The organism is Aeromonas sp. s2, from assembly GCF_040907935.1.
GTDB lineage: Bacteria > Pseudomonadota > Gammaproteobacteria > Enterobacterales > Aeromonadaceae > Aeromonas > Aeromonas dhakensis.
The window spans coordinates 88,808-109,675 of sequence record NZ_JBFOCR010000021.1 but is presented as its reverse complement, the minus strand read 5'-3'; the positions used below and the strand labels follow the sequence as shown (position 1 = coordinate 109,675).

The following is a 20,868-nucleotide window of genomic DNA, read 5'->3' as shown; positions in this document are numbered from 1 at the left end:
TTGAAGTGCTGAAAGGCTTATTTGTCCCAGCTGAGGATCACCTTGCCGGACTGGCCGGAGCGCATGGCATCGAAGCCCTGCTGGAAGTCGTCGATGTGGAAGCGGTGGGTGATGATGGGGGAGAGATCGAGCCCGGACTGGATGAGGCTCGCCATCTTGTACCAGGTTTCGAACATCTCGCGGCCGTAAATCCCCTTGATGAACAGTCCCTTGAAGATCACTTTGCCCCAGTCGATGGCCATGGTGGCGGGGGGAATGCCGAGCATGGCGATTTTGCCGCCGTGGTTCATCTTGTCGATCATGTCCTGGAAGGCGGAGGGGACGCCGGACATCTCCAGCCCCACGTCGAACCCCTCGGTCATGCCAAGCTCGCTCATCACGTCGGAGAGGTGCTCCTTGGCCACGTTGACGGCGCGGGTGGCGCCCATCTTGCGGGCCAGCTCGAGCCGGTACTCGTTGACGTCGGTGATCACCACGTGACGGGCACCCACATGGCGGCAGACGGCGGCAGCCATGATGCCGATGGGGCCGGCGCCGGTGATCAGCACGTCTTCACCCACCAGGTCGAAGGAGAGGGCGGTGTGCACCGCGTTGCCGAACGGATCGAAGATGGCGGCCAGCTCATCCGGGATGTTGTCCGGCAGCTTGAAGGCGTTGAAGGCCGGGATCACCAGGTACTCGGCAAAAGCGCCGGGGCGGTTGACGCCGACACCTATGGTGTTGCGGCACAGGTGGGTGCGGCCGGCACGGCAGTTGCGGCAGTGGCCACAGGTGATGTGGCCTTCGCCGGAGACCCGGTCACCGACCGCGAAGCCGCGCACTTCCTGGCCCACGGCAACGACTTCACCGACGTATTCGTGGCCGACCACCATGGGCACCGGGATGGTCTTCTGTGACCATTCGTCCCAGTTGTAGATGTGGATATCGGTGCCACAGATGGCGGTCTTGCGGATCTTGATGAGCAGGTCGTTGTGGCCGAGCTCGGGGGCCGGTACGTCCGTCATCCAGATGCCGACTTCTTTGTGCAGTTTGGAGAGTGCTTTCATGGTTGTTCCTTCACGATGAACGCAGAAAAAAGGGGCGCCGGGCCCCTTGATTCAAATCAGATGATGCCGAGTTCGCGGCCGATGCAAATGAAGGCATCGATGGCCTGATCCAGCTGTTCGCGGGTATGGGCGGCGGACATCTGGGTGCGGATGCGGGCCTGGCCCTTGGGCACGACCGGGAAGGAGAAGCCCACCACATAGATGCCGGCGGCCAGCATGCGGCTCGCCATCTCGGCTGCCAGCTTGGCGTCTCCGAGCATCACCGGGATGATGGCGTGATCGGCACCGGCCAGAGTAAAACCGGCGGCGCTCATCCGCTCGCGGAAGTACTGGCTGTTCTCCTTCAGGCGGGCACGCAGATCGTGGCCGTCGGCCAGCATGTCGATCACCTTGATGGTGGCGGCGACGATGGAGGGGGCCAGCGAGTTGGAGAAGAGATAGGGGCGGGAGCGCTGACGCAACCAGTCGATCACCTCTTTCTTGCCGGAGGTGTAACCGCCGGAGGCGCCGCCGAGCGCCTTGCCCAGGGTGCCGGTGATGATGTCGACCCGCTCCATCACGCCACAATATTCGTGGGTGCCGCGGCCGTTCTCGCCGATGAAGCCGACGGCATGGGAGTCATCCACCATCACCAGCGCATCGTACTTGTCAGCCAGATCGCAGATGGATTTGAGGTCGGCGATGACGCCATCCATGGAGAAGACGCCGTCGGTGGCGATCAGCTTGAAGCGGGCACCATCGGCATCGGCCTGCTTGAGCTGGGCTTCCAGCTCGGCCATGTCATTGTTGGCGTAGCGATAGCGCTTGGCCTTGCACAACCGGACCCCATCGATGATGGAGGCGTGGTTGAGGGCATCGGAGATGATGGCGTCTTCGGTGCCGAACAGCGTCTCGAACAGACCGCCGTTGGCATCGAAGCAGGAAGAGTAGAGGATGGTGTCTTCGGTGCCGAGGAAGGCTGACAGCTTCTGCTCCAGCGCCTTGTGCTGATCCTGGGTGCCGCAGATGAAACGGACCGAGGCCATGCCGAAGCCGTGGCTGTCCAGCCCCTGGTGGGCCGCTTCGATCAGATCGGGGTGGTTGGCCAGCCCCAGATAGTTGTTGGCACAGAAGTTCAGCACCTGCTCGCCGCCCACCGCAATCCGGGCCTGCTGGGCCGAGGTGATGACGCGTTCCTGCTTGTACAATCCTTCAGCCTGGACCTGCTCAAGCTGCTCGGTCAGGTGACGATAGAATCCGTTAGACATCCTCGATCCTCATTGGCTATTTCAGCTGCGTATCAACAGAGGACGACATTTTACTGCAATCTGTTGCGGCGAATTCAAATTATTGTGCTGATGTTCAACAAATGTGAAACAGATCTCACCCGGCTGGTTGGGCCAGTTGACGGTAATGCTGCTCCAGCTGGCGGATCTGTTCGGCCACCTGCGGCTGCACATAGGGGCGCAGCAGAAACAGCACCCGCAAGACGCCCTGATAGAGCAGTGGCTTGGTGATGCGGGTGCTGGGAGCCTGGGCGATCTGGAACGGGATCCAGCAGGTCACCACCATCTTGATGGTCTGGCCCAGATCCGGCAGATCCTCGTCGCTGACGTCTATGATGCCGCCCTCGCGCAGGCTTCTGAGCAGGGCCACCACGGCGGCGCGTAGCTGCTCCTGGGCCTTGAGGTACTTCTGCTGCAGCGGCTCGTCGCGACTGAGAATGTCCGGCAGGTTGGCGTAGAAAAAGCGGAACTGCCACATCAGATAGAAGATGGCATCCAGATAGCCCATCAGGTTTTCCAGCTTGATCTCGTCGCTGCGGGCCGGTGTGAAACTCTCGCTCAGGTGACGGGCGTACTGGTCGAAGATGGAGTGGATGATGTCTTCTTTATTGCGGAAGTGGTAATAGAGGTTGCCCGGGCTGATGCCGAGGTGGGCGGCAATGTGGTTGGTGGTGATGTTGCGCTCACCCTGATCGTTGAACAGCTCGGTGGCGCTGTGAATGATCCTGTCTCTGGTTTTCATCGCTGCTCCCTCTGCCGGGTCCCGGGGGCGATCTCGTCAAGGTCGAATCCCCCTGCGGCCCGTGATAAACTTTTCGGCAATTTTAAATTGGCTCACTATACACAGCTTTAACAGGCAGTCACATGTGACCATCAACGTACGCGAGGCAAACTCCATGATCGTAGTAACTGGCGGTGCTGGCTTTATCGGCAGCAATCTGGTCAAGCAGCTGAACGCTCAAGGACGGACCGACATCGTGGTCATCGATGATCTGACCGACGGCACCAAGTTCGTCAATCTGGTCGATCTGACCATTGCCGATTACATGGATAAGGATGAGTTCCAGGCGCGGATCGTCTCCGGTGACGAGTTTGAAGAGTGGGACGGCATCGAGGTGATCTTCCACGAAGGTGCCTGCTCCGCCACCACCGAGTGGAACGGCAAGTTCATCATGGAGGTCAACTACGAGTACTCCAAGGATCTGTTCCACTACTGCATCGAGCGGGAAATTCCGTTCATCTACGCCTCTTCCGCCGCGACCTACGGCGGGCGCAACGACAACTTCATCGAAGATCCCAAGTTCGAGCAGCCGCTCAACGTCTACGGCTACTCCAAGCAGCTGTTCGACCAGTATGTGCGCCGCTGGATGCCGGAGATCAACTCTCAGGTAGTCGGTCTCAAGTACTTCAACGTCTATGGCCCGCGCGAGCAGCACAAGGGCTCCATGGCTTCGGTTGCCTTCCACCTCAACACCCAGGTGAAGAAGGGCGAAAATCCCAAGCTGTTCGAAGGCTGCGACGGTTTCCCCAACGGCGGTCAGATGCGCGACTTCATCTATGTGGATGACGTCTGCAAGGTGAACCTCTGGTTCTGGCAGAATCCGCAGCACTCCGGCATCTTCAACTGCGGTACCGGCCGGGCCGAGCCGTTCCAGAACGTGGCCGAGGCGGTGATCAAGCATCACCAGAAGGGCGCCGTCGAGTACATTCCCTTCCCGGATCACCTCAAGGGCCGCTATCAGAGCTTCACCCAGGCGGACATGACCAAGCTGCGCGGTGTCGGCTATGACGCCGAGTTCAAGACCGTGGCCGAAGGCGTGGCCGACTACATGGCCTGGTTGAACCGGGCTTGATCCCCCTCTGACGGGTGGCTGCTGGTCACCCGTCGTTCGGATACCCTCCCATGAATATATTGATGGCACTCTCCCAGCTCGAAGTGACGGGAGCTGAGGTCTATGCCACCACGGTCGGTAACGAATTGACCCGGCGTGGCCACCAGGTTTTCTACGTATCGGACACCCTGACCAAGCCCACGCTGGGCCAGGTATTCAAGCTGCGATTCAACAAGCGCAGCATACTGCGCCGCTTCTGGCACGTGTTTTACCTCGTCTACCTCATCAAGAAGCATCATATCCAGTTGGTGCATGCCCACTCGCGCGCCTCCGGCTGGAGCAGCTATGTGGCCTGCAAGCTGACCGGCACTCCCATGATCACCACGGTACACGGGCGCCAGCCGGTGCATGCCTCCCGCAAGGCCTTTCATGCCCTCGGTTTTCGGGCGGTGGCGGTGTGCGAAGATATCGCCAGCCAGATCATCGACAATCTGGGGGTGGATCCGGCCATCGTACAGGTGCTGCGCAACGGCATCGAGACCGACAAGTTCCAGCCCGTGCCGGCTCCGGACAACGCCAAGCCGGTGATCGCCATCATAGGTCGGCTCAGCGGCCCCAAGGGGGAGCTCTGCTACCGGTTGCTGGATGAAGTGCTGGATCTGGATGCCTGCCAGGTGAAGGTGGTGAGTGGCAGCCAGCTGCCCGAGCGCTTCGTGCGTTTTCGTGACCGGGTCGATTTCGTCGGTTACGTGGAGGATGTCCCTGCCCTGATGGCGCAATGCGATCTGGTGATCGGTGCCGGTCGGGTAGCGATGGAAGCCCTGTTGTGCGGTCGTCCGGCGTTTGCCATCGGCGAGGCCAAGGCCATCGGCCTGGTGACCGGGCAGAATCTGGATGAGGCGCTGGCCAGCAACTTCGGCGACATAGGCCCCAGGGATCTGGCTATCGATTTTGCCGCGCTGAAGACGCAGATTGCCCCGGCCCTGGCCAGCGGCAGCGTCTCCGACGTGATCCGTCTGCGCATTCAGGCCGAGTATGGCTTGGCGGGGGTAGTTTCCGGGCTGGAGTCCATCTATCAGGATGCGGTGGTCGAAACCCTGCGCCGCGAGATGCCGGTCATCATGTACCACCGCTTTATCGAGCACGAGAGCGAGAAGGGGGTGCACGGTACCTGGATGCCGATCGCCATGTTCGAAAAGCACCTGCGCCTGATGAAGTGGCTGGGTTATGAGACCCTGACCTTTCGCGACCTGGCGGACAAGGGCTTCATTCACCGGCTGCAGTACGGCAAGAGATACCTGATGATCACGGCCGACGATGGCTATCAGGACAATCTGACCCGCATGCTGCCGCTGCTGGAAAAATATGGTTACAAAGCCGTGGTATACGTGGTCACGGGGGAAGGGTATAACCGCTGGGACGTGGAGCAGGCGAGCAACCCGGACACCCGGGTGGACCTGATGAATGGCGAGCAGCTCAAGGCGCTGGTGGCCTCCGGCCATGTGGAGATCGGCGGCCATACCCTGACCCACCCCAGGTTGAGCAAGCTTGCACCCGAGCAGCAAGCCCATGAAATACAAGAGAACAAGCGGCAACTCGAGACTCTGCTTGGCCACCCTTTGCTGTCGTTCGCCTACCCTTATGGGGATATGGATGAGAGCGCCAAGGCGCAGGCGATGGCGGCGGGCTACCGTTTTGCCGTGGCCACCAACAGCGGGCCCAGAGCCATGCACCAGGACCCTTTCCGGATCCGCCGCATCGCCATCTTCCCGCGTACCGATGTGTTTGGCCTGTGGCGCAAGATCCGGGGTAACTATGTCTTCAGGAAATCGTGATTGATGCTCAGCAGAAGCCTCGTTTTGCTCGATAAGGTGACGACAGCCCTGTTCGGACTGACCATCATCTTTGCCTTTTGCGGCCTGTTTCTGGTGCCAGCCGGCCAGAGCATGCAGTCCAACCTGCTGGCGGTGACCGGGATCTTCGGTCTGTTGAACTACTTTGTCGGCAAGCAGCGGGATGTTGGGCTCAGGGATCGACGGATTCTCTGGGGCCTGCTGGTGTACGCCGTCATGATCTTCGTGAACCGGTTGATCCATGGCGATCAGTACGGGGTGATGCGAGGGCTGTTTTATGTCGCTGTCTTCGCGCTGATGATGCCGCGCAAACCCGTGCTGCTGATGCTGGGGTACCTGGCCATCGTGCTGGGTGGCGTCGGGCTCGGGATCCTCAGCTTCTGGCAGTACCATCACGGTATCGTCAGGGTGGAGGGGTTCACCAATGCCATTCTCTTCTCGCAGGCGGCACTTGCCCTGGCGATTCTCAACTGGTTTGTCTTTCAGCAGGGGCAACTGGCCGCCTGGCTGAGAGGGGGGGCTCTGGTTGGCCTGCTCGCTGCCCTGTTTGCTCTGTATCTCTCCCAGAGTCGGGGGGTCTGGCTCGCCTTCGGGATCATTCTCGCCTACGTCATCTGCTACAAGGCCTACTTCAAACCCTGGAAATACATTGCCGTCGCCGTACTCTGCATGGCCACGACAGGCGCCATCTATCAGACCAACCAGCTGGTACAGGTGCGGGTTGCCGAAGCCGTGTCGGATCTTAAATCGGCAGAAAACGGCTCTTTTGACTCCTCCTGGGGCCTGCGGGTGATTGCCTGGCAGAGCGCCTGGCTGGGCTTTCTGGATTCGCCGGTTGTCGGGGTGGGTACCGATGGTTTTGATGCGCTGAAGCAGACGCAGGTCAACAACCATCAGATTTCCGAGCTGATCTTTCATCCGGCGCTGGCCCATTCCCATAACCAGTACATGCAGAACCTGGTGATCCGGGGCGGCATCGGCTTTGTCGCGCTGCTGGTTTTTCTGGGTTGGCCTCTCTACCTTGCCGCGACCAACATCAGCAAGATTTCCGCCGGGGTGCTGGTGCCGCTGGCGTTTTCAGTTAATTCATTGAGTGATGTGCCGTTTGAGCATCAAGGTGTGCTCTATCTGTACACACTCAGCCTGGTTTTCATCTGGTTTGCCCATGAGTTGAAAAAGGATACCCGTACGTCATGATTCCAGTTTTTGTCATCAGTTTGGCTCGCAGCGTTGAGCGACGGGCGATGGTTGTCCAGCAGATGGCGCATTTGGGCATAGATTTCGAATTTGTAGACGCAACCGACGGGAAGGCGTTGAGCAGTGCCGAACTGGCCAAGGTGGATTTTGAACTGGCCAAGGAGGTGTGCGGTCATGCGCTGAGCTTTGGCGAGATAGGTTGTGCCATGAGCCATATCCGGCTTTATGAGCGCATCGTGGCCGAGGGCATTGAGCGCTGCGTGGTGCTGGAGGATGACATCTACCTGCACATGCACAGCAAGGCCATCATCGAGGCCATAGTGCACTCCTGCAAATCGGAAATCGTCTTCCTGCACCATGGTAAAGCCAAACGCTGGCCGTTCCTGTCATCCCTGCCGGGTGGTTATCGACTCGCCAGATACCTGACCCCCAGCCGCACCTCCAAACGAGGTGTGCTCTCTACCGCAGGGTATGTGCTGAGTCTGACCGGGGCCAAGAAGCTGTTGCAGTGCGCCTATCCGCTGCGGATGCCTTCCGACTATCTGACCGGCCGGTTGCAGCTCAATGGCCTGACCGCATCCGGGGTGGAGCCCAGCTGTCTGGATGTGGATCTGTTCACCACCACCATAGATGACAGGGCCTACGGCCACTATCTGAAATAGGGCGGAGTGTGCCGATGGCGGGTCGGCACCCTGCGGGCCTTGCCAAAGCAGCGGCCACACATGCTGGATGACCCATGAACCTCAAAAAGTTGCTTACCCATTCCATTGCCAGATGGCTGATCGGCAGAGCGCCTGACGCCGCCCCATGCCCCGCCGGAACAGAGGTGGAGAGGGTGCTGGTGGTCGGTTATGACGCCATTGGCGATTTCATTCTCACCCTGCCCGCCATTGCCCGGCTAAGGGAGATCTACCCCGCCGCGCGCCTCGAGCTGGTGTGCAGCCGGCGGAACCAGCTGCTGGCGGCATCGGTCGTCGGGATCGACGAATGCCACGTGATCACCCTCAACGACACCCTGTTGCCGGCGAGCATGTGGTGCAAGCTGCGTGAACTCAGGCAGCGGCGATATGATCTGGTGATCAATCTGTTTGACGAGCCTGACGATATCGCCATGGCCAAGTTGCTGTTGCTGGCCAACGGGCGCTTGCAGTCGTTGCCCCTGCGCTTCAAGAGCGAAGGGCAGCAGAAGTTGCTGCCGCTGTTCAACAAGAAGGCCACCATAGTGTCGTCACGCCCAGTGCGGGATCACTTCGTCTATCGCATGCTCAGCGTGACCGGCGAGCAGACCGGGGTGCCGGTCACCATACCGTCCCCCTGCAATGAGCAGCTGGATACCCGTGCGTATGGCCGTTATCTGCTGGTCAACCTGACGGGCAGCCAGGTCGGCAACTCGATGACGGAGGCGCAGATCGACGGCATCCTGGCGCAGTTGCCTGCCTATGAAGGGATCTCTTACCTGGTGTTCTCCAGGCAGCCCGTGGTCTGTTCGCGGCAAGACATGAGAGCGCTGTTTCCCGACACCATTCTCGATGCCGCCAAGATCATCAAGGATGCGCGAGGGGTCATCTCGACCGATACCTCCATCATCCATATCTCCTCTTCCTTCGGGGTGCCCACCCTGGTGTTGATGAACAACGAGCGCTGGCGCGATGCCTTCATTCCGCTGGCGGGTCGCAATATCATCCTGCGCTCGACCACGGACCAGCTGGCGGCCCTGTCGCCAGCCGAAATCAGTCGTCAGGTCGATGCCCTGATGGCGCTCTAGCCGCGTCAGGCTGGTATCATCGTTCTCCCAATTCAACGGCTCTTCTGGTGGATTCATGTCATTAATCAACGATCTGCAACTCCAGCGTGACATTCTTCGCCGCAAGCTGGGGCAACTGCTGTTCGATCGCAAACGGCCGGCTCCGCTGCACGAGCGCAAGGGGAAGATAGTGTTGCTGCGCTGGGATGCCAAACTGGGCGATGCCATTGTCTCGTCCTGGGTGGCCCGCGAGATCAAGCGCGCCAGCCCGGAGCGGGAGGTGTGGATCGTCACGACCGCGGCCATGGCGCCCCTGTTTCGCGATCATTTCGGCATGGACAAGGTGATAGAGGTGCCCAAGCGGCCGGGCTATGGCCAGCTCAAACGGCTGGCCCATTCACTGGGGGAAGTGGAGTGCCTGGTGCATTTTGGCAAGATGCTGAAAATGAAGGACATCTTCTTCATCAGTCAGGTGAGGGCGGATTGGGTCGCCGGCATGGACGATGCCCTGCAGGCGGTCAACCTCAAGCTGGGCAAGGCCTCCAGCGGCATGCACTTCTCCGACAAGTTTGCCCTGCTGCTGCAGCGGCTCGGCGTGAGCAATCCGGATCAGCAGTACATAGTCCCGACCATGAGCCCGCCCGATGCGCTGTCCGGCTGGTGGCCGGCCGCGCCGGTCCTCTGTTTCAACCCGTACGGCAGTGGCAGCTCCCGCCGTTTGCGGCCCGAGCTTATCAGCCAGATGATTGAGCAGATGCTGGCGGCCGGCTCTTGCGCCATCTGCCTGCTCTATCCGCCGGGCATGGAAGAAGAAATGGCCGGGATCCGGGCTGGCCTGAGTCAACCGGATCGCCTGCTGCTGTCACCGGATGCACCCTCGCTGGCCGGGCTGTTTGCCCAGCTGCGCCAGTGTCAGGGGTTGATCTCGGTGGACACGGCCACGGTGCACATCGCCGCCGGGCTGCACAAGCCCATTCTTGGCCTCTATAACCCGGATATAGGGGGCGGCAACGAGAACTTCCTCGAGTGGCACCCCAACTCCCCGTCAGCCACAGTGCTGTTCTCGACCAATACCAGGGAGCAGGATATCAACTCCCTCGATCTGGCCGAATTCGAGTGTACTTTCAGGGCGTGGCTGCTTGCCAATCAGGCAGCGCTGTCAGCCGTGCAATCACCAGCTCGGGAGTGATGGCGCGCAGCAGGGCTTCGTCTATGAAGTCCTTCTCCGCGTTCTGCGGCAGCTGGAAGCCGGGCCCCTTGGCATCGAACACATCAATGGCCTGATAGCGGGGGTGGTTGACCGGGTTGGCGATGATCTTGTCGCCACCGGGGGCCACTATGGTCAGCAGGGGCAGGTCGATGGCCTGCGCCATGTGGCGGGGGCCGGTGTCATTGCCGACAAACAGCCGGCAGTGAGCGAACAGCCCCACCAATTCCCGTACCGAGCGGGTTTTGATGTGATCGAAGACGCTGGCTTGCAGGGTGGCGGGCAGCAGCGGTTTCAGGCCGCGGTTGTACTCCTCCTCCCCCGGCCCGCAGTAGATCAGGATCTGGGCATTGTGCTGCTCGATCAGCCACTGGGCGACCTTGGCGAAGCAGTCGATGGGCCAGCGCTTGTAGTGCCCGAGCGAGTTGACGCCCATGGCGATCAGCGGGCGGTTCAGGTCGACGCCGGCGGCCAGCAGGGTATCCCTTCCTTGTTGTTTCTCTTCTTCACTCAGCCAGAGGTAGTAGTTGCGATCCTCGCGGGCCAGCTTGAGCGGCTTGAGCAGCGAGAAGCGGTCGTCGACCAGGGTGCTGTTGCCCTGAAACTCAGTGTCCTTGCGAAAACGGACGATGCGGTTGTGGCCGAGCCGCCAGGGGAATGAGTCAAACCCTATGCGCAGGCGGGCACCGGAGAAGAGGCAGCTGAGCAGGCCGATCATCTGGCCCTGGCTGTTGACCACCACGTCGTAGCGTTCGCGGCGAATGGCCAGCAGCAGATCCTTCATGTAGCGCCACTCGTTGCGCCTGGCTTTCTCGATGATGATGAGCCGATCGATATTGGGATTGCCCTGCGCCATACCCGCGCAATAATCCATGACCAGATAGTGAACCTCGCCGCTTGGGTCATTCTGCTTGAGGTTGTTGCACAGCGCGGTGGAGATCAGTACATCCCCTATCTGTTTGGTTTGAACTACTAGGTATTTCATAAGGCAGGCCTCAACAGAGGTCATGGTTGATCGTGAGCGTGACAGCATACCGCACAAGTGAGTCAGATGCTGTCGGTGCGGCGTGAAAATCCGATCTGGCGCAAGCCGACCGGGACTGCATCCGAGGCACATAAAAGAAAAGCCATTTTGACAATGGCTTTTCTGCTGCTTAGAAGGTGAGCGAGGTGGAGAGCTGGAAGGTGCGTGGCGCCCCCAGACCGCCGGAGAGGCCGCTGCCGTCACCGCCGGACCAGGAGCCGATCCAGTAGTCGCGACCGGTGAGGTTTTGCACCGCGGCCCGCACGGTCAGCGCGTGGTCGGCGATCCGCATGGTGTAGCGGGCCCCCAGGTCGAAGGTGGTGTAGGAGGGCAGCGAGAGGCGGTTGTCATCGGTGACGAAGCGCTCGCCGATGAACTGGGTGTTGCCGGTCAGGGTCAGCCCCGGCACGGCGGCCAGATCGTACTCGGCGCCGAGCTTGGCCATCCACTTGGGCACCCCGGTGGCCTGGTGGCCGACGTTGCTCTCGTTGAGCGCCTTGGTCAGCTCAGCCTGGGTGTAGGAGGCCCCGCCCAGCAGGCGCAACTCGGGGGTGAGCTCACCGAACAGATCCCACTCGATGCCGCGGTTGCGCTGTTCCCCGTAGACCCCGTAGACGTTGGAGCTGGGGTCTGTGTAGGCGCTCGGCTTGGCGATCTGGAACAGACTCAGGGTATGGGCGAAGTGGCCCAGATCCAGCTTGGCACCGACCTCATACTGCTTGGTCTGATAGGGCTTCATGATCTCGCCGGCATTGCTGGCGGTGTTCGGCGCCGCGCCCCCCTGGCTCAACCCCTCGATGTAGTTGGTGTAGACGGCGAAATCGTCGCGCAGCTTGACCAGCAGAGTGGTGGCGGGCGAGACCCGGCTCTCCTCGTAGCGGGCGGTCTGGTCGCCGCTGCCGTTGAAGTTGCTGCTCTCGACCGTCTGGCGGCGGGCCCCCAGGGTCCACTGCAGGTCGCCATCGAGGAAGGAGAGGGTATCGACCAGCGCCACGCTCGCCAGGGTCGCCTCGCTGCGCGAGGTGACGGCACCGTACCCGGCGAGATCCGGCGCGGGCCCGAAGTCCAGCCGGTCGTAGTTGGTCATGGCGTGGTTGAAGAATATCTTGTCCCGGAAGGTCTGCTCCGAGGTGTAGCGGGTGGCGGCCAGCGACCAGGCGTGATCGACCGGTCCTGTGCCGAAGGTGCCGCGCAGGCCCGCCTCGCCGGAGCGCTGGGTGCCGTCCCGCTCGGAGCGGGCCGCCATGGCATTGATGTCGCCGGCGTCGTTGAGCAGGGTGTTGCGGGTGATGAGGGCGCTGTAGCCGCCGTCACGCTGGCCCCAGGCGATGAAGGCGGTGAGGTTGTCGGTCAGATCATACTCGGCGCGCAGCACGGCGGCCTTGGTGTCGTTGATGGTGTAGGCCCAGGCTGGCGCCAGGGAGTAGTCACCGCGCTTGGGCTCGGGCAGCTGGGTTACCTGGCTGGCGACCGAGAAGATGCCGAAGTAGTTCACCCCGTCCACCCGCTCGTGCTGACGGTAGAGATCGGCCGAGGCGCGGGCCCGTTCGCCGCGCCAGTCCAGCCCAACCGAGGTGAGCTCCATCTTGTGCTGCTGGTCGTTGACCGCGGTGTCCCCGTCCCGATAGACACCGTTGAAGCGTACCCCCCACTGCTGCTCGTCGCCGAAACGGCGACCCAGGTCCAGGTGCACGCCGCCGAGGCCGTCCGATTCATAGCTGGCGGTGACCTTGGCCAGGGGGGTCTTGCCGGCGCGCTTGGGCACTATGTTGATGTTGCCGCCCACGCTGCCATCCGGCGGCATGCCGTTGAGCAGTACCGAGGGCCCCTTGAGCACGTCGACCCGCGCGGCCATCTCGGTGGAGCTGCGCATGTTCGGTGCCATGCCGATGAGGCCGTTGAAGGTGATGTCGTTGGCGTTGGTGTTGAAGCCGCGGATGTAGAAGGTCTCGAACAGGCTGCGCTTGCTCGGCACATAGACCGAGGGGTTGGTGGCACCGGCCACGGCGCCTATGTCCTGGGCCTGGCGATCCTCGATGTACTCCTCGGTGTAGCTCACCGTGTTGAACGGCGTCTCCAGGAAGGGCTTGTTGCCGAGCAGGCCGACCCGGTTGTCGGCGGCGACCTGGCCGCCGGCGTAGGCCTTGCGACCCTCCACCACCACGACTTCGTCGGGACGGGGGGCGGCTTCTTCACGGGGAGTCGGGGCGGCCCAGGCGCTACCCAGTTGCAGGCCGGCCAGGATGACCAGCGTCAGGCGGGAGAGTCCGTGGCGCGGCACGGCAAGGGAGGATGAGTGCAATGTCTGCATGCAGGATTCCTTTCAGGGTGAGGAGTGCGTTTTTGTCTCCTTATGCTTTCCGGATGACACTCTCAAATCCTCAAATAAAAATAACTCTCATTTGCGTGTTGGTGCCCGGCGTTGGCCAGGCACGGGGGATCAGCTGCGATAGGCGGCCATCACCTCGTCGGCGATGCGGTTCAGGCAGGTGAAGCTGGCGGTGCAGAGGTACCAGGTTTCGGGGTCGACGAAGCGCACCTTGCCGTTGCGCCACGCCTTGGTCTGGCGCAGTAGCGGGTTGTCCAGGGTGCTGGCGTCGATGGCCGTGCGTCGCTCCATCACGGCGGTGCGGTCGATGACGAACAGGATGTCCGGGTCGGCCTGCTGGATGAACTCGTTGGAGATGGGTTGGCCGTGCATGCCGGTGTCCCTCTCCAATCCGGCCGGCTTGACCCCCAGGGTGTCGAACAGGAAGCCGTAGCGGGATTGGGTGCCAAAGGCGGTGAAGGCGCCGTTGTTGTGCAGCACGATCAGCGCTCTTTCCGGACGATCCCGCGTCAGCGCCTGCACCTCGGCGATCTTGGCGTCCATCTGCTGCACCTTCTCTTTGGCCAGCGCCTCCTGGCCGAGCAGGGTGCCGAGGGTGAGCAGGTGGGCCTTGGCGGCCTCCAGGATGTGGCCGTCGCGGTTGGTCATGTCGATGTCGTAGTGCAGGGTCGGGGCTATCTGGCTCAGCGCCTCGTAGCTTTGGGCCTGCAGGGGGGAGATGAGGATGAGATCCGGCTTGAGCTTGTGCAGCCGCTCCAGGTTGGGCTGGATGGTGGTGCCCACGTCCATCACGGCCGGGTCGTCCCGGTAACGCTGCAGGAAGTGCGCCACGTAATCCTTGGCGATGCCGGCCACCGGAGCCTGCAGCTGATCCAGGGTATCGAGTTCGCTCATGTCAAAGGCCACCACCCGCTTGGGCGGGGTGACGACCCGGGTGGTGCCGAGCTGGTGGGTCACGGTGACCACGGTGCCGTCGGCCCCGGTGGCGGCCTGCTCCCTGGGGGCGTCGCAGCCGGTGAGCCCTGCGATGGCGGCCAGCAGCACGGCGGTGAGCGTATTGATCCTCATAACAATTCTCCAGACGGGGTTGGGTTGAAGTAGTTGCACAGCAGGCCGCGCTGGCTCGGCAGTATGTCGAAACGCAGGTCGTAGAGCGCCTCCAGGTTGGCCGGGGTGACCATCTCGGCGACCGGGCCGCTGCCCGCAAGCGCGCCTCCCTTCATGGCGACGATGTGATCGGAATAGTTGGCGGCGAAGTTGATGTCGTGCACCACCAGGACCAGGGTGCGCCCCTGCTCGTCGCTGAGGCGGCGGATCGCCTGCATCAGCTGCACCGCGTGCTTCATGTCGAGGTTGTTGAGGGGCTCGTCGAGCAGCAGGCAGTCGGTCTGCTGGGCGACGGTCATGGCGAGGTAGGCCAGCTGCCGCTGCCCGCCGCTCAGCTCGTCGAGGTAGGCCCGGCGCAAGGGGGCGAGGGAGAGAAAGTCGATGGCCTCGTCGACCGCGATGCGGTCTTCCCGGGTCAGGTTGCCCTGGCTGTAGGGGAAGCGGCCGAAGGCGACCAGCTCGTCGACCGTCAGTCGCAGCCCCACGTCCGGCGACTGGCGCAGGGTGGCGACCCGCTTGGCGTAGTCACGGGCGGTGAAGCGGTGCAGGTCGGTGCCCCCCAGGCGTATCCGCCCATGGCTGATGGGCAGCAGGCGGGCCATGGCCATCAGCAGGGTGCTCTTGCCGGCGCCGTTGGGGCCGATCAGCGAGGTGACCCGACCGGCCGGGAAGTCGACTGTGATGTCGCGCAGGACGGCGCGATCGCCGTAGCGCTGGTGAACCTGTTCGAGGGAGATCATGGCGATCCTCTGGTTTTGACCATCAGGGCGAGGAAGTAGGTGCCGCACACCAGGTTGATGAGGATGCTGACCGTGGTGCGGTAGTTGAAGATCTGCTCCACCAGGAACTGGGCCAGGATGAAGAGCGCGATGGCGATGGCACAGCCGAGCGGCAGGGTGACCCGGTGGCGGAAGGTGCGCGCCAGGGCATAGCTGATGTTGGCCACGAACACCCCCATGAAGGCGGTGGGGCCGACCAGGCTGGTGGAGACGGCCACCAGCACGGCGATGAGTGCCAGGTGCAGGCGTACCGCCCGCCGGTAATCCACCCCGAGCGAGCTGGCCTGCTCGCGCCCGAGCGCCAGCACGTCGAGCTCGGCCTGGCGGCGGGCGATGACGAGACAGACCAGGGCGACCAGGCCGCCCCCCATCAGCAGCTCCGGCGGCTGGGCCCGGTTGAACGAGGCATAGCCGAACCCCTGCAGGATGGCGAACTCCCCCGGACTGGTCTTGAGCTGGACAAACTGGGTCAGGGTGCCAAACACCATGGTCAGCACCAGCCCCGTCAGCAGCAGCTGGAACAGATCGGTCTGCCCGGGCCGGAACAGCCAGCGGTGGATGATGGCCGAGTACCCCAGCATCAGCAGCAGCGACAGCACGCCGTTCTCCTCGCGCCCGAGCAGCAGCAGGCTCTGGTTGCCGAGCAGCAGCACCAGCAGGGCTTGCAGCAGCAGATAGACCGCCTCGTACCCCATGATGGCGGGGGTCAGGATTCGGTTGCCCGCCAGGGTCTGGAAGCTGATGGCCGAGACCGCGATGCAGACGCCGGCGACTGTGATGGCGGCCAGGCGCAGCAGCCGCTGGGGGATGATGTAGCCGGTGTCGAGATCCGACCCGAACAGCACAAAGGTCGCGGCGAGCAGGGCCAGCAGCCCCCAGATCCCGTAACGCATAAGAGTCTCTCTCATCGGCGCTGCCAGAGGATCAGCAGCAAGAACAGCACGCCGCCGAGGCTGCCGGCGGTGAGTCCGATGGGCACCTCGAAGGGGTGGATCAGCAGCCGGCTCAGCAGGTCGCACGCCAGCAGCAGCAGGGCACCGTAGAGGGCCACCAGCGGCAGGGTCTTTCTCAGGTGCTGGCCGTGGCGCAGCACCACCAGATTGGGGATCACCAGCCCGACGAAGGGGATGGCGCCGACCGTGATGACGGTGGCGGCCACGGTGACCGCCACCAGCAGCAGGCCGAGGGTGGCGGTGGCCGAGTACCCGAGCCCCAGGCTGGCGGCGGCCTCCTCCCCCATGCCGAGCACGGTGAAGCGGTGGGCGTAGAGATAGGTCAGCAGGGTGATGGGCAGGATGAGGTAGATGATCTCGTAGTTGCCCTCGACCACCTTGGAAAAGTCCCCCAGCATCCAGCCCTGGATGCTCTGCAGTATGTTGTGCTGGTAGGCGTAGAACTCGGCGAGGGCGCTCAGCACGCTGCCATACATGAGGCCGATCACCGGGATCAGCACGGTATTCTTGAAGCGGATGCGGCGCACGATGACGATGAACAGCAGGCTGGCGGCAAAGCAGAAGGCGAGCGCCAGCAGCATGCGGCCGGTGGTGCCGGCGGCGGGCAGCTGGGTCAGGGCGATCAGGATGCCGAGCTTGGCGGCGTCGAGCCCGCCGGAGGTGGCGGGCTCGACAAAGCGGTTCTGCACTATCTGCTGCAGGATGACGCCGGCCACCGCCAGCCCGGCGCCGGTCAACAGCACCGCCGCCAGCCGCGGCAGGCGACTGGCGGTGAGGGTGAGCAGGCCATCCCCGGCGAAGAGCTCCGCCAGCGGGAGGGGGCGCGCCCCGATCAGCAGGGAGCACGTGGCCAGCACCAGCAGGGTCGCCGGCAGCAGGAGCGCCCTCACGCGTCCTCTCCGGTCAGGCGCCACCCCTTGGCGCTGGCGCGCTGCGCCAGGAAGTGGGCATAGCGCCCCGGCTGGCGGCTGAGGACGGCGTGGGGGCCCTGCTCGCACACCATGCCATCGTCGAGCACCACTATCTGATCGGCCATGGCCACGGTCGAGAGCTGGTGGGCGATGACGATCAGGGTGCGTTTGCCCCGCAGCCGGGCCAGCGTCTCTGTGATGGCGGCCTGGTTCTCCGCATCCAGCGCGGCGGTGGCCTCGTCCACCAGCAGAATGGGGGCGTCCTTGAGCAGGGCGCGGGCGATGGCGATCCGCTGGCGCTCGCCCCCCGAGAGGCGCGCACCACCCTCGCCAACCTGGGTGTCGAGCCCGAGCGGCAGGCGCTCGACTATCTCGCTCACCCCGGCCTGATGGGCGGCGTGCAGCAGCTCGGCATCGCTGGCCTCGGGCTTGCCGATGCGGATGTTGTCGGCAATGGTGCCCTGGAACAGATAGGCATCCTGGAAGATCTGGCTGATGTGACTGGCCAGGGTCTCACCGCTCATGGCGCGCACGTCCACCCCTCCCACCAGCACGGCCCCTTCGCCGACGTCGAAGAAGCGGGCGATGAGCCGCAGTACTGTGCTCTTGCCCGAGCCCGAGGCACCGACCAGCGCCGTCATGCTGCCGGGCGCCACCGCCAGATCCACCCCCTTGAGCACCTGCGGGTGGGCCGGGTCATAGCCAAAATGCACCCCGCGCAGCTCCACTGAGCCATCCAGCGGGGTGGCAGGAGTGGCCGGCTGCGGCTGGGCCGGGTAGTCGAACATGGTTTGCAGGGCCGCCAGCTGGGCACGGGCGCCGCGCAGCACGTCGCTGTAGCCGGCCACGTCGAGCAGGGGATCGATGAAGCGGTTGATGAGCACCAGGGTCACCAGGGCGGCGATCAGGCTCTCCCTGTCGGCACCGCCCAGGTGTTGGGCGGCCACCAGCAACAGGGTGGCAAAGCAGGCCTGCACTGCCCAGACGTTGAGCCCCGAGGCCAGGGCAGTGAGCCGGATCAACTGCCTGCCGGAGGCTTGCTGCTGGGCGATGGCCTGCTCGAGGAAGCGGGTGCCCCCCTGCTCGCCGTTGAAGGCGCGCAGCACCGACTGGGCCTGGGCAAACTCCACCATGCGCTGGCTGGTATCGGCGGCATGCTGGTGGAAGGTCTGGTCGGCGTGCTGGTTGAGGCGGGTGGTGAGCAGGAAGACCGCCACCAGCAGCGGCAGGGCGATCAGGGCGATGAGGCCGAGCTGCACATCGAGGGCAAACAGGGCCACCAGCACCACCAGCGGGGTGATCACCCCGCCGAGCAGGGGGGTGAAGACGTGGGCCGGCAGCTGGGCCAGCTCCATCATGCCTTGCGAGGCCAGGTGGTTGAGGCGGGCTGTGTTGGCCGGGGTGAACCAGCCGATGGGCAGGCTGCCCACGTGCTCGCCCAGGGCGTGGCGGCCGGTGCGCAGCACCGCGATCCCCACGGCGATGCCAGCCTTTTCCACCCGGCGGCGCAGGTTCCAGCAGAGCAGCACGCCGATCAGCTGCACCAGCAGCCAGCCGGTGGCGGCGTCGGTCTCGGCGCGCAGCAGGTGTGTGAGCACCGGGATGAGGCAGACCAGGGTCAGGCCGCAGAGCAGGCCGTAGAGCAGGGCCAGCAGGCCGTAGCGGCGCAGCAGGACGGCGTCGTCGCCGAGCAGGCGCAGGAAGGTGTTCAGCATGTGGGGACGGCCTCCTGATGAGGGGTGTGGGTCTGGGCGGGAGTGTCGTATCCCCCCTGTTCCCACAGGCGGGCATAGCGGCCGCGGCGTGCCAGCAGTTCGTGGTGGCGCCCCTGCTCGCACAGGACGCCGTTGTCGAGCACCAGGATCCGGTCGGCGTGCATCACGGTGTCGAGCCGGTGGGCGATGACGACCAGAGTGCGGCCGCTGGCGAAGGTGGAGAGCGCCTGTTGCAGCTTCACCTCGTTGTCGGCGTCGGCGGCGGCGGTGGCCTCGTCGAGCACCAGCACCGGCGGGTCGAGCAGCAGGGCGCGGGCGATGCTGACCCGTTGCAGCTCGCCGCCGGAGAGGTTGGCGTCCTCACCGACCACGGCGTCGTAGCCCCGCGGCAGGGCCAGGATGCGGTCGTGGATGTTGGCGCGGCGCGCGGCGGCCTCGACCTCCTGGCGGCTGGCGCCGGGGCGGCCGAGGGCGATGTTGTCGTGCAGGTTGGCGTGCACCAGGCGCACCTCTTGCAGCACGAAGCCGATGTGGCGATAGAGCTCGCGGCTCTCGAGATCGCGCAGGTCCACCCCGCCCAGGGTGATGCGCCCCTCGCTCGGGTCGAAGAAGCGCAACAGCAGTCTGGCCAGAGTCGATTTGCCGGCCCCGGAGGCGCCGACGATGGCGGTGACCGTGCCCGGGGTCAGGGTGACGGTCAGCTCGCTGAGCACCGGGGGCTGGTCGTCGTAGCGGTAGCTCACCTGCTCGAGGCGCAGGGTGTTGTCGGCCGGCTGCAAACCGGTGCCGGCGGCGGGCTCCGTCAATACCGGAGTGGCGAGCAGGCCGTGGATCCGTTCGGCGGCCGCGGTGGCGCTGCCGAGATCGTGCTTGAGGTAGCTCAGCAGCATCAGGGGGGCGCACAGCCCCGGCGCGACCAGCACAAAGGGCAACACCTCGGCCGGTGTCATGGCACCCGCTCGCACCATCACCACGGCGCCGGCCAGCACCACCCCGAGGACCGAGGCGGGGGCCATGATGGCGTTGGCGTTGGCCATGGCCGCGACCAGCGGACGGGTGAAATCGGTGAAGGCGCGGGCAAAGTCATCGATGGCGTTGCGGTAGCTGGTGTGCAGCCGGCCTTGCACGCCGAAGGCCTTGACCACGGGGATGCCGCTCACGAACTCCACCACGGCGTTGTTGATGCGGGCCATGCCGGCGCCGAACTGCTGCATGTTGGCGGCGCTGGCGCGGTGGGCGCGGGCGGAGAACAGGAAGAAGAGCGGGAAGGGGGAGAGGGCGATGAGGGCCATCCGCCAGTCCATGGCGAAGAGGTAGATCAGGGAGATGAGCACGGCGCCGCTGCAGCGGCCCAGGGTGGTGTAGAAGTGGGCCGTCAGGCTGTGCAGGGTGCCGATGTCGTCCTGCATCGCCTGTTTGACCTCCCCCGAGGCGCGGGCGGTGAACCAGCCGAGGGGCACCCGGGCCAGCCGCCGGGTCAGGGTCAGGCGCAGCTGGCCGGTGATGCGGTTGTCGGCCAGGTGGGCCACCAGATCGCCGGCGCTGAGCAGGATCATGCCGCCGAACAGGCAGGCCAGGCTGATCCCGAGCACTGTGGTGATCGCGTCTCCTGGCACGGCGGCATCGTCCAGCATCAGGCCCGCCAGGTGGGCGATCCCGGCCAGCGGGACCAGGGTCAGCATGGCGCCGATGGCCGCCAGCAGGGCGGCGGCGATCAGGTGGCCGCGAATGGGGGCCAGCACGCGGCTGATGGGCCCGCCAGCATTGGCCTCGGGGCACTGCACATCGTCTGCCTTCATGGCTATTTCTCCACGGTGAAGTGATGGTGGCCGCGACGAGCGACCGGATCTCTGTGGTTTTCCGTACGGGGGATGAAAAACCTCAAATGAATCTTTTTATTTCCCCC

Annotated in this window: 17 protein-coding genes; 6 read left to right on the top strand and 11 right to left on the bottom strand. The window is 63.9% G+C overall.

Translation table 11 applies throughout. The features are described from left to right. Nucleotides 1-17 precede the first annotated feature (17 nt). From tdh to AB5Y81_RS17830, 3 genes are all read right to left on the bottom strand, one after another. Nucleotides 18-1,046, bottom strand: coding sequence for an L-threonine 3-dehydrogenase (gene tdh / locus AB5Y81_RS17840; RefSeq protein WP_017779450.1), 1,029 nt, complete (start codon nucleotides 1,044-1,046; stop codon nucleotides 18-20). Nucleotides 1,047-1,102: 56 nt separating this feature from the next. Then, complete coding sequence (locus tag AB5Y81_RS17835) at nucleotides 1,103-2,293, bottom strand: glycine C-acetyltransferase (protein ID WP_279485107.1); 1,191 nt, start codon at nucleotides 2,291-2,293, stop codon at nucleotides 1,103-1,105. 115 nt (nucleotides 2,294-2,408) lie between these two features. Beyond that, nucleotides 2,409-3,053: a TetR/AcrR family transcriptional regulator gene (locus tag AB5Y81_RS17830; RefSeq protein WP_005306940.1), complete on the bottom strand. Its 645-nt coding sequence runs from the start codon at nucleotides 3,051-3,053 to the stop codon at nucleotides 2,409-2,411. 154 nt (nucleotides 3,054-3,207) lie between these two features. Here AB5Y81_RS17830 and rfaD point away from each other — a divergent pair, with 154 nt between their 5' ends. The 6 genes from rfaD (at nucleotide 3,208) to AB5Y81_RS17800 (ending at nucleotide 10,126) form a co-directional block, all read left to right on the top strand. Next, nucleotides 3,208-4,164 carry an ADP-glyceromanno-heptose 6-epimerase gene (gene rfaD / locus AB5Y81_RS17825; protein WP_005306938.1) on the top strand — a complete coding sequence of 319 codons (957 nt, stop codon included), beginning with the start codon at nucleotides 3,208-3,210 and terminating at the stop codon, nucleotides 4,162-4,164. A 50-nt stretch (nucleotides 4,165-4,214) separates the two neighbouring features. Further along, a complete protein-coding gene (locus AB5Y81_RS17820) occupies nucleotides 4,215-5,978 on the top strand; it encodes a polysaccharide deacetylase family protein (protein WP_279485108.1) in 1,764 nt (587 codons plus the stop codon). Continuing rightward, nucleotides 5,979-7,193, top strand: a complete 1,215-nt coding sequence (locus AB5Y81_RS17815) for an O-antigen ligase (RefSeq protein WP_010635677.1) — start codon at nucleotides 5,979-5,981, stop codon at nucleotides 7,191-7,193. It begins immediately after the preceding gene. Continuing rightward, nucleotides 7,190-7,855, top strand: a complete 666-nt coding sequence (locus AB5Y81_RS17810) for a glycosyltransferase family 25 protein (protein ID WP_005306929.1) — start codon at nucleotides 7,190-7,192, stop codon at nucleotides 7,853-7,855. Before AB5Y81_RS17815 ends, AB5Y81_RS17810 begins: the two co-directional genes overlap by 4 nt. Nucleotides 7,856-7,929: 74 nt before the next feature. Further along, nucleotides 7,930-8,958, top strand: a complete 1,029-nt coding sequence (locus AB5Y81_RS17805) for a glycosyltransferase family 9 protein (RefSeq protein WP_185450490.1) — start codon at nucleotides 7,930-7,932, stop codon at nucleotides 8,956-8,958. A gap of 55 nt (nucleotides 8,959-9,013) precedes the next feature. Continuing rightward, entirely contained in the window at nucleotides 9,014-10,126 is a 1,113-nt protein-coding gene (locus tag AB5Y81_RS17800; protein ID WP_279485109.1) for a glycosyltransferase family 9 protein, read from the top strand. Here the strand turns inward: AB5Y81_RS17800 and AB5Y81_RS17795 are convergent. The 8 genes from AB5Y81_RS17795 to AB5Y81_RS17760 form a co-directional block, all read right to left on the bottom strand. Then, nucleotides 10,062-11,129, bottom strand: coding sequence for a glycosyltransferase family 9 protein (locus AB5Y81_RS17795; protein ID WP_017764948.1), 1,068 nt, complete (start codon nucleotides 11,127-11,129; stop codon nucleotides 10,062-10,064). The two genes, AB5Y81_RS17800 and AB5Y81_RS17795, sit on opposite strands and share 65 nt — an antisense overlap. A gap of 169 nt (nucleotides 11,130-11,298) precedes the next feature. Continuing rightward, complete coding sequence (locus AB5Y81_RS17790) at nucleotides 11,299-13,479, bottom strand: TonB-dependent receptor (protein WP_279485110.1); 2,181 nt, start codon at nucleotides 13,477-13,479, stop codon at nucleotides 11,299-11,301. Between the two features lie 129 nt (nucleotides 13,480-13,608). Beyond that, a complete protein-coding gene (locus AB5Y81_RS17785) occupies nucleotides 13,609-14,565 on the bottom strand; it encodes a siderophore ABC transporter substrate-binding protein (protein WP_043170520.1) in 957 nt (318 codons plus the stop codon). Beyond that, nucleotides 14,562-15,344: an ABC transporter ATP-binding protein gene (locus AB5Y81_RS17780; RefSeq protein ID WP_279485111.1), complete on the bottom strand. Its 783-nt coding sequence runs from the start codon at nucleotides 15,342-15,344 to the stop codon at nucleotides 14,562-14,564. Before AB5Y81_RS17780 ends, AB5Y81_RS17785 begins: the two co-directional genes overlap by 4 nt. Next, nucleotides 15,341-16,276, bottom strand: coding sequence for an iron chelate uptake ABC transporter family permease subunit (locus AB5Y81_RS17775; protein WP_019840902.1), 936 nt, complete (start codon nucleotides 16,274-16,276; stop codon nucleotides 15,341-15,343). The genes AB5Y81_RS17780 and AB5Y81_RS17775 overlap by 4 nt, the downstream gene beginning before the upstream one ends. A gap of 11 nt (nucleotides 16,277-16,287) precedes the next feature. Continuing rightward, nucleotides 16,288-17,226 (bottom strand): ABC transporter permease, encoded by a 939-nt coding sequence (locus AB5Y81_RS17770; protein WP_042050013.1) that lies wholly within the window; start codon nucleotides 17,224-17,226, stop codon nucleotides 16,288-16,290. Continuing rightward, entirely contained in the window at nucleotides 17,223-18,962 is a 1,740-nt protein-coding gene (locus tag AB5Y81_RS17765; RefSeq protein WP_368146747.1) for an ABC transporter ATP-binding protein, read from the bottom strand. The genes AB5Y81_RS17770 and AB5Y81_RS17765 overlap by 4 nt, the downstream gene beginning before the upstream one ends. Further along, complete coding sequence (locus AB5Y81_RS17760) at nucleotides 18,956-20,761, bottom strand: ABC transporter ATP-binding protein (protein WP_279485113.1); 1,806 nt, start codon at nucleotides 20,759-20,761, stop codon at nucleotides 18,956-18,958. Before AB5Y81_RS17760 ends, AB5Y81_RS17765 begins: the two co-directional genes overlap by 7 nt. Nucleotides 20,762-20,868: the final 107 nt, after the last annotated feature.

Excerpts from the sequence above, each read along its gene's own strand:
- tdh (WP_017779450.1), bottom strand. The coding sequence starts at position 1,046 with ATGAAAGCACTCTCCAAACTGCACAAAGAAGTCGGCATCTGGATGACG.
- AB5Y81_RS17835 (WP_279485107.1), bottom strand. The coding sequence starts at position 2,293 with ATGTCTAACGGATTCTATCGTCACCTGACCGAGCAGCTTGAGCAGGTC.
- AB5Y81_RS17830 (WP_005306940.1), bottom strand. The coding sequence starts at position 3,053 with ATGAAAACCAGAGACAGGATCATTCACAGCGCCACCGAGCTGTTCAAC.
- rfaD (WP_005306938.1), top strand. The coding sequence starts at position 3,208 with ATGATCGTAGTAACTGGCGGTGCTGGCTTTATCGGCAGCAATCTGGTC.
- AB5Y81_RS17820 (WP_279485108.1), top strand. The coding sequence starts at position 4,215 with ATGAATATATTGATGGCACTCTCCCAGCTCGAAGTGACGGGAGCTGAG.
- AB5Y81_RS17810 (WP_005306929.1), top strand. The coding sequence starts at position 7,190 with ATGATTCCAGTTTTTGTCATCAGTTTGGCTCGCAGCGTTGAGCGACGG.
- AB5Y81_RS17805 (WP_185450490.1), top strand. The coding sequence starts at position 7,930 with ATGAACCTCAAAAAGTTGCTTACCCATTCCATTGCCAGATGGCTGATC.
- AB5Y81_RS17800 (WP_279485109.1), top strand. The coding sequence starts at position 9,014 with ATGTCATTAATCAACGATCTGCAACTCCAGCGTGACATTCTTCGCCGC.
- AB5Y81_RS17795 (WP_017764948.1), bottom strand. The coding sequence starts at position 11,129 with ATGAAATACCTAGTAGTTCAAACCAAACAGATAGGGGATGTACTGATC.
- AB5Y81_RS17790 (WP_279485110.1), bottom strand. The coding sequence starts at position 13,479 with ATGCAGACATTGCACTCATCCTCCCTTGCCGTGCCGCGCCACGGACTC.
- AB5Y81_RS17785 (WP_043170520.1), bottom strand. The coding sequence starts at position 14,565 with ATGAGGATCAATACGCTCACCGCCGTGCTGCTGGCCGCCATCGCAGGG.
- AB5Y81_RS17780 (WP_279485111.1), bottom strand. The coding sequence starts at position 15,344 with ATGATCTCCCTCGAACAGGTTCACCAGCGCTACGGCGATCGCGCCGTC.
- AB5Y81_RS17775 (WP_019840902.1), bottom strand. The coding sequence starts at position 16,276 with ATGCGTTACGGGATCTGGGGGCTGCTGGCCCTGCTCGCCGCGACCTTT.
- AB5Y81_RS17765 (WP_368146747.1), bottom strand. The coding sequence starts at position 18,962 with ATGCTGAACACCTTCCTGCGCCTGCTCGGCGACGACGCCGTCCTGCTG.
- AB5Y81_RS17760 (WP_279485113.1), bottom strand. The coding sequence starts at position 20,761 with ATGAAGGCAGACGATGTGCAGTGCCCCGAGGCCAATGCTGGCGGGCCC.